General features: G+C 67.8%; 10 protein-coding genes. 3 read left to right on the top strand and 7 right to left on the bottom strand.

Features of this window, described 5'->3' with window-relative positions:
• Positions 1-2: 2 nt before the first annotated feature.
• From G6N32_RS20480 to G6N32_RS20465, 4 genes are read right to left on the bottom strand one after another with little or no spacing between them, the layout of a single operon-like run.
• On the bottom strand, positions 3-1,481 hold the full coding sequence (locus G6N32_RS20480; protein WP_115321604.1) for a flavin-containing monooxygenase: 1,479 nt from the start codon (positions 1,479-1,481) through the stop codon (positions 3-5).
• Complete coding sequence (locus tag G6N32_RS20475) at positions 1,463-2,191, bottom strand: SDR family NAD(P)-dependent oxidoreductase (protein ID WP_115321603.1); 729 nt, start codon at positions 2,189-2,191, stop codon at positions 1,463-1,465. Before G6N32_RS20475 ends, G6N32_RS20480 begins: the two co-directional genes overlap by 19 nt.
• A complete protein-coding gene (locus G6N32_RS20470; RefSeq protein WP_115321602.1) occupies positions 2,188-2,943 on the bottom strand; it encodes an HpcH/HpaI aldolase family protein in 756 nt (251 codons plus the stop codon). The genes G6N32_RS20475 and G6N32_RS20470 overlap by 4 nt, the downstream gene beginning before the upstream one ends.
• Positions 2,940-3,911, bottom strand: coding sequence for a zinc-binding dehydrogenase (locus G6N32_RS20465; protein ID WP_115321601.1), 972 nt, complete (start codon positions 3,909-3,911; stop codon positions 2,940-2,942). Before G6N32_RS20465 ends, G6N32_RS20470 begins: the two co-directional genes overlap by 4 nt.
• An 86-nt stretch (positions 3,912-3,997) precedes the next feature.
• On the opposite strand from G6N32_RS20465, the gene G6N32_RS20460 reads away from it, so the two are divergent.
• Positions 3,998-4,846 carry an SMP-30/gluconolactonase/LRE family protein gene (locus G6N32_RS20460; RefSeq protein ID WP_115321600.1) on the top strand — a complete coding sequence of 283 codons (849 nt, stop codon included), beginning with the start codon at positions 3,998-4,000 and terminating at the stop codon, positions 4,844-4,846.
• Between the two features lie 2 nt (positions 4,847-4,848).
• Positions 4,849-5,655: a thioesterase family protein gene (locus G6N32_RS20455; RefSeq protein ID WP_115322045.1), complete on the top strand. Its 807-nt coding sequence runs from the start codon at positions 4,849-4,851 to the stop codon at positions 5,653-5,655.
• 149 nt (positions 5,656-5,804) lie between these two features.
• Here G6N32_RS20455 and G6N32_RS20450 read toward each other — a convergent pair whose 3' ends face one another.
• Positions 5,805-7,157: an FAD-binding oxidoreductase gene (locus G6N32_RS20450; protein WP_115321599.1), complete on the bottom strand. Its 1,353-nt coding sequence runs from the start codon at positions 7,155-7,157 to the stop codon at positions 5,805-5,807.
• Positions 7,154-10,543, bottom strand: a complete 3,390-nt coding sequence (locus tag G6N32_RS20445) for a TM0106 family RecB-like putative nuclease (RefSeq protein ID WP_115321598.1) — start codon at positions 10,541-10,543, stop codon at positions 7,154-7,156. The genes G6N32_RS20450 and G6N32_RS20445 overlap by 4 nt, the downstream gene beginning before the upstream one ends.
• A gap of 277 nt (positions 10,544-10,820) precedes the next feature.
• On the opposite strand from G6N32_RS20445, the gene G6N32_RS20440 reads away from it, so the two are divergent.
• Entirely contained in the window at positions 10,821-11,093 is a 273-nt protein-coding gene (locus tag G6N32_RS20440; RefSeq protein ID WP_232077210.1) for a cupredoxin domain-containing protein, read from the top strand.
• A gap of 18 nt (positions 11,094-11,111) precedes the next feature.
• Here G6N32_RS20440 and G6N32_RS20435 read toward each other — a convergent pair whose 3' ends face one another.
• Positions 11,112-11,639, bottom strand: a complete 528-nt coding sequence (locus G6N32_RS20435) for an LppP/LprE family lipoprotein (RefSeq protein WP_115321597.1) — start codon at positions 11,637-11,639, stop codon at positions 11,112-11,114.
• Positions 11,640-11,718 lie beyond the last annotated feature (79 nt).

Here is an 11,718-nt window from a genome sequence, read left to right as displayed (position 1 = left end):
GGCTAGACAGCCGGCGGGGTGAACGTGTAGTCGCGCGGGCGAAACCGGCGGGTCATGGCCCAGAACGCGCCTGCGCTGCGCGGCCACTGTGTGACCACCCGGCCGTTGGGTGCTCGGAAGTAGTTGCTGCACCGCGTGATCCACACGGTGCCTTCCATCCAGCGGTCGACGTCGGTCAAGAAGGCCGACATGGTGTCGGTCCGCACCGCGACATAGTTTCTTCTGTTGCGGCGCAGATGTTTCAGGGCCCGCACGACGTAGCGGGCCTGGGCCTCGAGCACAAAGATCACGCTGTTGGAGCCGACGTTGGTGTTCGGCCCGTACAGCATGAAGAAGTTCGGGAAGCCCGGAACCGTCATGCCCAGATAGGCGAAGGCGCCGTCGCGCCAGGTATCGTGCAGCGATCGGCCGTCCTCCCCGCGGACCTCGATCTGGCCCAGGTAGTCGGTGGCGGCATACCCGGTGGCGCACAGCACCACATCGACGTCCAGTTCGGAGCCGTCCGCGGTGACCAGTGCGCGTGCCCGCAGTGAGCGGGCCGGGCTGGACACCACCTCGACGTGCGGTTGGGTCAGCGTCGACAGGTAGTCGGCAGCGAACACCAACCGTTTGCAGCCAAGCGGATGGTCCGGGGTGAGCTTGGCCCGCAGGTCGGGGTCGGCAACCGATGCTTCCAGGTACCGCAGCGAAATGTCTTTGAATTCTTGCGTTTTGTCGCTGCCGTTCTCGATCACCGAGATGTTGCGTTCACTGCGTAGCCACAGCCGGGTCCGGTAGAGCTTCTTGGCGAACGGAACCCACCGGAAGACCCAACGCTCCCGGTCGCTGTACGGCCGGTCCGGCTTGGGCAGGATCCAGGTGGGGGAGCGTTGCACCGAGTACACCTTGTCGGCGACCTTGGCCACCTCCGGAAGAAGTTGCGACGCAGTGGACCCGGTGCCCAGCACGGCAACCCGGGCCCCGGTGAGGTCCACCGAATGGTCCCAGCGCGCGGTGTGCATCAGCGTCCCGGTGAACGGTTCCTGCTCGCGCAGCTCGGGCATCAGTGGCCGGGTGAACATCCCCACCGCCGAGACCACGATGTCGAAGGTGTGCTGGGCGCCGTCCGAATCGGTCAGCGTCCAGGTGTTGGTACCCGAATTCCACTGTGCCGAGGTTATTTCGGTGTTCAGTCTCAAGTGCGGCCGCAGGCCGTGGCGGTCGGTGGAGCGTTCGAAGTACTGCAGCAGTTCGGGCTGTCCGGGCCACATTCGGCTCCACTGTGAGTTCAGGTCGAACGAGTACGAGTACAAGTGCGACTTCACATCGCACGCCAGGCCCGGATAGGTGTTGATGCGCCATGTGCCACCGACGCCGTCTTCACGGTCGAAGATGGTGAAGTCCCGGAACCCGGCCTTGGACAGAAAGATTCCGAGCGCCAGACCGCCGGGGCCGGCGCCGATGATACCGACCGACAGCGCGGTCACCCGATCCGCAGGCACTGGCCACCGTCGACGACGAGCTCTGCTCCGGTGATGAACGACGCGTGCTCGGACACCAGGAACGCCACCGCATCCGCGACTTCCATCGGCTGGCCGAGGCGGCCGCTGTAGGACCGTTCGATCAGCCGCTGCCGCGCCGTGTCATCGAGCATCGGGGTGTCGATCGGCCCGGGGAACACCGCATTGACCCGGATGCCGTCACCGGCGAGCTCGGCCGCCGCGATCTGGGTCAGGCCACGCAACGCCCATTTCGACGATCCGTACGCCGCGTGGAACGGGAACGGCCGGATCGCGCCGGTACTGCAGGTGTTGACGATTGCCGCACCCTCGGCCGCGCGGAGATGGGGAAGTGACGCCCTGATACCGAGGAATGGTCCCAACGTGTTGAATCGCCAACTGCTTTCGAACCCTTCCGCGGTCTCCTCGGACAGCGGCGCCCGGTGCAGCACGCCGGCATTGTTGACCAGCGTGCTCAGGCCACCGAAGCGCTTGACCACCTCGGCCACCGCGGACGCCCACAGCTCCTCGGAGGTGACGTCCAACTCGACGGCGATCACCCCCGGGTCGTCGAGCTCCTCGACCTGCTTGCGTAGATCGTCGATCAGCCGGTCGGCGGCGCCCACTTCGAACCCGTCGGCCCGCAACCGTCTGACCAGCGCCGCACCCTGACCGCGCGCGGCTCCGGTGACAAGTGCGACCTTGGCTGTCATGCGCGTCCTTTCGCTTCGGCGAGATGCGCAATTGCCCCGCGGCGCAAAGCCTGCGACTCCGGGGCCAAGGTGATCAGCTGAAAGCCCAACGCGGCCAGTTCCTTTCCTGTGTTCCCATCACCGGCGTGGATGCCGGCCACGATGCCCGCCGCCGCTGCGGCCTGGTGTACGCGGACGATCGCATCCCTCACCTTCGGCCGGCTGGTCGCCTTGACCACCTCGTGGCCGAGGGAGATTGCGAGGTCCGCCGGTCCGACGTAGACGCCGGCAAGACCGGGGACCGCGCAGATCTCGTCGACCGCGTCCAGGCCGGCTGCGGTCTCGATCATCGCGAACACGCTCACCCGATCAGCCAACGCAACGGGGTCGATACCCAGGCTGGCCCGGAGGGGACCGAAGCTTCGGATGCCGATGGGCGCGTAGCGGGTTGCCGCCACCGCTTCGGCGGCCTGTTCGGGACGGTCGACCATCGCGACGATGATCGCGTCGGCGCCGGCGTCGAGCACACGCCCGATCGGTGCGGCCGCCGTCGAGGGCACCCGGACCGCGGTGGCGATCGGGACGTGCTCCATACGGCGCAGGATCTGCGCAACCTCGGCGTCGTCGAGGTAGCCGTGCTGGATGTCGAAACCGACGTAGTCGTAACCGGCGTGGGCGAATTCGTCGGGGCCGAGAAAGGTGGGACCGGTGATCCAGCCACCCCATACCTGCGGTTTGTCGGCGAGCGCCTGCTGCAGTCTGCTGGCGGTCATGAGGCCACGATCGAGATCTTGACCCGTCCCGGGGTCGGGCGGCAGGCGAACTCGAAAGCCTCCTGCACGTCGGCGACGTCGAAGGTGTGCGTGACGTAGTTGCCCAACAGGTCGGGATGCTTGCGGGCGAACGCGTCCGCGGCGTCGAGCACTCGCCGGCGGTCCAGTGTCACACCGGATTTCAGCGTGAGATTGTTGCGCAACATGGTGCGCATGCTGATCGGATAGCTGTCGTCGTCGGGCACACCGAAATAGAACACGGTGCCGCCGAATCCGGCCGCTTCGACCGCGTTGTTGAGGGTGGCGACCTGGTGCCCGACGGCTTCGATGACGATGTCGGGTTTGTCGTGCGGTGCCAGGTGCGCCACCCAACGGTCGCTGGTGGACCGAACCACGGTGTCCACACCGAACGTCGCGCCGACGTCGTCACGGTAGATGGGGTCGACCCCGATGACGTGTGCTGCGCCGGCGGATTTGGCCGCAAAGGAGAACAACAACCCGATCGATCCCTGGCCGATCACGGCCACCCGTTTGCCGTCCAGCCGTGGAAGTTGTTCGAGCGCATACAGAATGCAGGCCAGCGGCTGCAGACCCACCGCGTGGGCCGGGCTCAGCGACGGGTCGTAGGGAGCCAGTCCGTTGCCGTCGGAGATCACGAATTCCATCAGGCCGTCGAATCCGGACGCCCAGCCGACGACGCGGTCACCGGGCTGGTGCTCGGGGTGGTTACTGGCCAGGACCTCGCCGACGATCTCGTGGACCGGGAAGCCCGCCAGCTCGGCGGCGAGTGCCCCGGTGTCGCCGGGCAGGCGGCCCTGCACGCCCTTGAAACCGGGGATGTCGCTGCCGCAGATGCCGGCGGCCAGGAACTTGAGCAGCACCTGTCCGTCGCGCAGCCGGTCGTGCGACGGGTCGAGCACCGTGACCCGTTCGAACGTGTACGGCGCGACAAGCCGATAACACCACACAGGCTCAGGCCTCCGGTAACGCGTGGGTCGTTGACAGTGCCACGTACGGAGCGTGACATTTGTGCGATGTTTTGTAAAGGTAGGGCATGACCGTTCTCGGCTCCTTGTCTCGCGCTCAGCTTGCCAGCGGATTCTGCTTCGGTGAAGGCCCCCGCTGGTTTGAAGGCCTGCTGTGGATCTCGGACATGCTTGGCGAGGCCGTGCACACGATCAGCATCGACGGGTCGGTGACCACGGTGGGGCTGCCCGGGCACGCACCGGCCGGTCTGGGGTTTCGTCCCGACGGCACGTTGTTGATCGTGTCCACCGAACGCCGGCTGGTGCTGGGCTATGACGGGGAAGTCGTCACCGAGATCGCCGACCTGTCCGGGATCGCACCCGCCGGCCTCGGCGACATGGTGGTCGACCCGCAGGGCCGGGCCTTTATCGGTTCGCAAGCCCGCGAGGGGGGCATCATCGCCCGGCTCGATCTCGACAATGCGGCGACCGTGGTGGCCGGTGATCTCGATTTCCCCAACGGGATGGCGATCACGCCGGACGGCGGCACGCTGATCGTCGCCGAATCGATCGGGCGGCGGCTGACCGCCTACGAGATCGGCGCCGACGGGTCTCTGTCCGGGCGTCGGGTCTTCGCCGACGGGCTCGACGGTCCGCCGGACGGAATCGCCCTGGACGAGGACGGCGGGGTGTGGACGTCGATGACCCTGGCGCATCAGTTCGAGCGGGTGGTGGCCGGGGGTGAGGTCACCGACCGCATCGACATCGGTGACCGCGCGGCGATCGCCTGCATGCTCGGCGGCCCGGACCGGCGCACCCTTTTCTTGGTGTCGGCCCCCGATGCGTATCCACAGCGGCTCGTCGGCACCCGGGGATCGTGCGTCGAGATGGTCAGGGTCGACATCCCCGGCGCGGGCTTTCCGTCAATCGAGAGGTGACCATGACCGACAGCTACTACGAACTCGTCGACCCGGACGATCCCCGCGGGGAGAAGTTCCGGGCCACCGACTTGGTTCGCAGCACGTGGACGTCGCACATTCAGCACGGCGGCCCGGTGTCGGCTCTGTTGGTCCGTGCCCTGCAGGGTTGTCAGCGTCGAGACGACACCCGGCTCAGCCGGGTGGTCGTGGATCTGCTGGGCCCGGTTCCGGCGGACGGTGATCTGTGGATGACCGCGTCCGTCGAACGACGCGGCAAACAAATCGAATTGGTGTCCGCCCAGATGCTCGGTACGGGCCCGGACGGGCAGCCCCGCCCGGTCGCCAGTGCCAGCGGATGGCGGATGCTGACGCTGGACACCGAAGCGCTGCTGTCGGCGCCGGTCGCTCCGCTGTCACCGCGCTCGACGGGGGTCAATCGCAACCTTGCCGACAACTTCGACCGCAATTACGTGCACAGCCTCCAGTGGCTGTGGCTGACCGACCCCCTGGCACCCGGTCCGGGCGAATCGTGGCTGCGGCCGCAGGTCGATCTGGTGGCAGGCGAGGAGATCACCCCGCTGGAGCGGTTGTTCGCGGTCGCCGACTGCGCCAATGGCATCGGCTCGAAGATCGACATCAGGAAGTACACGTTCCTCAATACCGATCTGGTGGTGCATCTGCACCGGGTCCCGGTCGGTGAGTGGACGGGTATCCGCGCCGAGACGATGTACGGCCCGGATGGGGTGGGGACGACGGTCGGCACCCTGTTCGACGACGACGGGGCCCTCGGCGTCATTGCGCAGTCGGTGTTGGTGCGGCCTCGGTAGTTCGGTCGGCGTGAGCCCGGCGGCGAGATCGACGGTAGCGCGGGAAAGTTCGAGTGGGGGTCACGGTGGTGTCGATCTCGGTGCGCCGGGCCGGTCGATGACTCCCATTCACGGACTTTGTCGCTCCGAGGCGGGGGCGCAAGCCGCACCTAGTCGAACAGCACTGCCGGATTCAGGTAGCCCGTCGGGTCGAAGGCCGCCTTGATCGTGCGCATCGCGGCGATGTCCTGCTCAGTGCGCGCCATCGACAGGTATGCACGCTTGCGGCTGCCCACGCCGTGCTCCGAGCTGACGTTCCCGCCATGGGCGGCAATCAGATTCATCATCGCGGCGTACAGGTGCGCTTCCTGTTCGGCACCGCAGCGCAGGACGTTCAGGTGCAGATTGCCCTCACCGACGTGGCCGAACAGAACCGGGACCGCCTCGGGTGCGTGCTCGGCGACCAGACCGGTGGAGTCCGCGGCGAACGACGGGATCGCCGACAGTGGCAGGGAGACATCGAATTTCAGCGGTGGCCCGAACAGCCCGACCACCTCGGCGGTGGACTCCCGGACCTGCCAGAGCCGCTGCTGGGCGGTGCTGTCGACGCCGACGGCCGGCTCACCGGCCAGCTCGGCATCCGCCAGTGCATCGGCCAGGCGCTCGGTCAGATCGGTCTCACCGGCCAGCTCGATCAGCAGCAGCCACGCTCCGTCGGTGGGCACCGGCACGTCGAAATGCTCGGCGGCCAGCGCGGCCGCCCGCGCGTCGATGAGCTCAAGGGCCGCAATCGATTCGGTGTCACGCAGCGCGCGCCCCGCGCTCACCAGGGCGTGCAGGTCATGGAATCCGCACACCGCCGTCACCCGATGCCTGGGCGCCGGGTGCAGCCGAAGGTCCAAACCGGTGACGACGCCCAGAGTGCCCTCGGCGCCGATGAACAGTGAGGCCAGGTCGTAGCCGGTGTTGTCGGCCCGCACCTGGCTGTGCCGGTGTACCACCGATCCGTCGGGCAGCGCGATGTCCAGACCGAGCACCTGTTCGCCCATATTGCCGTAGCGGACGGTACGCAGGCCGCCGGCGTTGGTCGACGCCATCCCGCCGACTGTGGCGGAATCCCGTGCCGCGAGGTCGACACCGAACAGCAGCCCGGCCGCAGCGGCCGCGCGCTGGACGGCCGCCGCGGTCACACCCGCCCCGACGCGGATCCGCCGCTCGACGACATCGACAGCACCGATCTGCGTGAGCCGTTCAGTGGACAGCAACACGTCGTCGTGCTCAGGAACTGTTCCTGCCACCAGCGACGTACGCCCGCCCTGGACCGTCACGCACACCCCGGCCTCGCGACACTCCCGCAGCACCGCGGCGACCTCATCGGTCGAGCCGGGCCGCACCAGCGCGCTGGCCGTGCCGCGGTACCGCCCGGTGTAATCGACGCTGCGGCCATCCAGGACATCGGCGTCGGTGAGGACGTGTGCCTCACCCACGATGCCCCGGAGCCGTTCGGCCAGCGAAGAACTCATGCCGTGGGTTTACCACACATGGCCAGGAATGCTCCCAACTCCACCAACCCCGCCGGCGTGGAGGGCAGATAGTCGGTCAGCAGTGCCGAACGCACGATCATCGCCGCATATTTAGCCCGGCTGACCGCGACGTTGAGCCGATTGCGGTTGAGCAGGAAGGAGATTCCGCGCGGTACCTCGGCGATCGAGGAGGCCACCAGCGACACGAACACCACCGGGGCCTGTCGGCCCTGGAACTTGTCCACCGTGCCGGCCTGCACGTCCGAGAGCCCGGCCGCGTCGAGCAACCGCCGCAGCAGCACCACCTGCGCGTTGTACGGGGTCACGATCAGCACGTCGGCGGCGGCCAGCGGCCGGGTGCCGTCCTCGTCGGTCCAGGCCGACCCCAGCATCGCCTCGATCGCGGCAACGATCGTCTCGGCCTCTTCACGGCTGTCCGTCGAGTTGCCGTCGTGGTCGACGGTCAGTACCTGCACCCCGGGCTCGACACCGTCGAGGTGGCGTGCCGCGGTGCGCTCCTCGACCGAGTGCAGCCGGTTGTCGTAGGACAGCCGCGACACCGCCGCACATACCGCCGGATGCATTCGGTAGGAGCGGTCCAGAAAGTAGCCGAGTTCCTCGGGCAGCGTGTGCTGCCCGTCGACGAGCCAGCCGAGCGCCGAGGCGTCCACCGGCTCAGGGTGGGTGCCCTGGCTGACCTGCGGGAGTTGCTGCGGGTCCCCCAGCAGCAGCAGGTTGCTCGCGGCGTGTGCGACGGCGATGGTGTTGGCAAGGCAGAACTGGCCGGCCTCCTCGATGACCAGCAGGTCCAGGCTGGCCGGGGGCACCCGCGACGAGTTCGCGAAATCCCATGCCGTGCCGCCGATCACGCAGCCGTCGTTGCCGCCGATGAACGCGGGATAGGTCTTTTCGTCGATATCTGTCCAGGGGCCCGTCCCGCTGGGCTTCTTGGCCACCACGGCCGGGTCGACGCCGGCGCCGATGATGTCGCGAAACAGGTTCTCCACCACGGCATGTGACTGCGCGACGACGCCGATGCGCCAGCGATGTTCGTTGACCAGGACGGCGATGACCCGGGCTGCGGTGTGCGTCTTGCCGGTGCCGGGCGGTCCGTGCACCGCTACATACGACGAATCCAGCGCCAGCAGAGCGGCGGTGATGTTCGCGACGCAGTCCTGCGTTCGAGGCAGCGGCCCACCGGTTCGGGGTGGCCGTCGCAGCAGGATGTCGACCACCGCTGACTGCGGTAGGGCGGGAAGTCCGGCGGCGATCTGGACTGCGGCCGCGTCGATCGACTCGCGCAGCGCCTTCGTCGGAAACGGGGGACCGGGCGTCAGCGCGAACGGAACGGCATCGAATACCCCGCCGCTCTTCGGTTCTCGTTCCATCACCAGTACCTCGGTCGGCGCGGCCGGGTCGTCGCACCCGAGCACGGTGACCGAGGAGTACGCGCGCCGCTCCGGGTCGTCGGACAGGCCTGCCGGGGTGGGCGGCTGGTACATCGCGTACATGTCGCGGTCGAGCTCGCCGGCCGCGATCGAGCCGGTCAACACCAGTCGTCGCTGCTGTTTGCGGGCGCGTGGTGGTACGTTCCAGTCGGTGTCGACGGTTACGTTCTCGGCGAGGAAAACTCCCGGGGTGTCGGACCACTCGTCTACGGGACTGTTCAACCGGTCGAAATGGCCCCACCAGAAGGGTTTATCCTCGCGGCGGTGATACCCGCGGGCTGCGGCGATCATCGCCACCGCCCGCTGCTCGGGACTGCGCGCGGTGACATCGTCGCCGGCGAACGCGCCCAGTGCGCGCGACAGGTCATCGTCGACGTCGACCTGCCCGCCGTCGGCGACCGGCTGTGCGCCCAGCGGGGGCACCCCGGCCTCAAAGGCGCGCTGCAGCAACCAGTCCCGCAATACCCGGGTGGATCGGCAGTCGTAGAGGTTGTAGTCCTCGATCTGCTTGAGTACCGTCGCGGCCTCGTCGGCCCGGCCGTCGGCGAGCAGTTCGCAGTAGCGCGCATATTCGGTGATCGAGTCGGTCGCGGTGGTGACGTCGCCGCCCCTCAGCTCGGCTCCCATGTACAGCGGCTCGAGCGACTTCAGGCTGTAGTTCTCGGTACCGACCCGAATGCTCTTGCGCACCAGGGGATACAAGTCCACCAGCACACCGTTGCGCAACAGGTCGTCGACTTCGTTCTCGCCCTCGCCATAGCGACCGGCCAGCCGCAACAACGCTGTCCGCTCGTAGGCCGCGTAGTGGTAGATGTGCATTTTCGGGTGCCGCTTGCGGCGCTTGCGCACCATGTCCAGAAAAGCCTTGAGCGCCTTGCGCTCTTCGCGCCGGTTGTGGGCCCACAGCGGCCGGAAGTCCCCGCCCGCACCGAGCACACCGAACATGTACTCCAAACCCCAGTCGGTGCCGTCGGCCGTCCACAACGGGTCGCCCTCGAAATCGAAGAACAGGTCACCCTTGTCCGGATCCGGCAGCAGCATCAGCGGCTGCGGGTCGGCGACCTCGTACGGCGGTTTGCCACCCACCCGCGGGGCGATCTGCAGGCGGGCTTGGCGTTTCAGCGTGTCGACCATCCGGGCCGGCATCTCCGGCACCGGGCCGGTGTGCTCGGCCAGCTGGTGCAGCGTGGTGATGCCCGCCTCGAGCAGGCGCGCGCGCTGGCTGACCCGGATTCCCGCGACCAGCAGCAGGTCATCGGACTCGCGCACCTGCGTGTCGCATTCCGGGCAGCGCATGCACGCCCGCACGGTCTCGTCGGACCAGCTGACCGCGGCATCGCCGGCCAGGTGGCGATCCAGCAGCCCCTGCAACTCGGCGCGACGGGAACGGTAGACCGGCAGCAGTTCGGCGACGCGATAGGACGTCGTCGACCCGTTGCCCAGGACCAGCTCCACCTCATCGTGGACTTGCACGCCGGCTGCCGCGAGTGTCTCGGCGTACGCGGCCAGCTGCAGGAGTGCCTCGACCTTCACCGACCGGGCGAGTTTGGTGTCGCGCAACCGGTAGCGATCACCGTCGAGCACCAGGAAGTCGGCGAATCCGGCGAACCGGCCGTCGAACATGGCGGCCTGGTAGATGACGGGTGCGCGCCGCCCGACCGCGCTCAGGGTGGCCTCGGCCGCGGCGGTCAGGCCGGCGACGGAGTAGGACGGCCTGCCGATGACGGCGACGTCGGACAGTGAGCGCAGCTCGTCGAGATGACGCTGCTCGTGCTGGTCACCGAGCTCGGCGGTTCGGGCCAGCAGCTCGTCTTCGACCGACACCGCGGGGCCGCGGCCGAGCTTGGCGTCGAAGGCGCGCAGCAAGGCGTACTCGCATCGCGCGGCGGCGGCGAGGTCGGAGGCGCTGTAGACGACCCGGTCGTCGGCGACGAACACAGACTCACTGTAGGCGGGGCGACCGACGGCCGGCCGTGGGCGACTATGAGCGTTTCGGAACTCTGCTGCGCGGGGACTCGTACCGTGTATTCGTGCGGCCGTTCGCGGATTGTGCCGTTGGCGGCCCGCCGGAACTATCCCGGTGAAAGGGAAGATCATGAGGCGCACAGCGATACTGATGTCGTCATCGTTGCTTGCCGCTGCGTTCTTGAGCGGGTGTGGCGGCGACACCCAGTCGTCGTCTCAATCCGCTGCTCCGCTGACGCCCCTCCCCGTCGTGACGAGTGCCGCCCCCGCGTCCGGGGGTGACATCGTCATCTCGAACATGAGCTACACGGTGCCGCCGTCAGTCAAACCGGGCCAGCAGTTGACGATCGTCAACAACGACTCGGAGAACCACACCGTCACTGCGGACGCGAACAACGAGTTCGATGTCCGGATCTCAGGTGGCGGCGGCAGGGAGACTCTGACCGCCCCGACGACGCCGGGCACCTATCCGTTTCACTGCAAGTACCACGCCAACATGCAGGGCGTGCTGACCGTCGCCTAGTGGGAGCGCACCGACTGCTCAGCCGTTGCCGATGAGCTCCACGCCGTTGCCGTTCCAGCGGAATTTCACCACGCTCTGCATGCCCAAGCCGTTGACGTAGGACAGCGCGACGGTGTCGCCGGTGCTCTGCGTGGTGTCGACGCCGTTGAAGCCGTAGGTGTCGGGCACCCCGGTCGGGATGAACTTACCGAGATGGAACATCACCGCCCGGGTGTTGGGATTGGCGGCGTTGGTGTTGGCCTTGATGATGATGGCCGACAGTTGCGCACACTCGTTGTAGTTGCCGGCGATCGGGACCGGGTACCAGCCCTGGTTGCTGTTCGGGTCGCGGGGGAGTTCGGAAACGGTCTGCGCGATGGCCGGCGCCGCCAGATTGACGGCGCATGGGTCCGGCGGCGGCGTTGTGGTCGTCGTCGGCGGTGGTGGCGGCGGGGGCGCTTCGGTGGTGGTCACCGCGCTCGTCGTCGGCTGCGGAGTCTTGGCCACCGTCGAGTCACCGGAGCTACAGCCGGCGAGCGCTGTCCCCACCACGACCGCCGCCGCCATTAGCCGAACCCACACACCGGCCGACGGTACCGGCCTTTCGGAGCAGAAGCGGGTTACGGCACGCTGCGGCAGTAGACTG

It is taken from the genome of Mycolicibacterium aichiense (genome assembly GCF_010726245.1).
Taxonomy (GTDB): Bacteria; Actinomycetota; Actinomycetes; order Mycobacteriales; family Mycobacteriaceae; genus Mycobacterium; species Mycobacterium aichiense.
The sequence above is the reverse complement of the archived record's forward strand: the minus strand, read 5'-3'. Positions and strand labels throughout refer to the sequence as shown.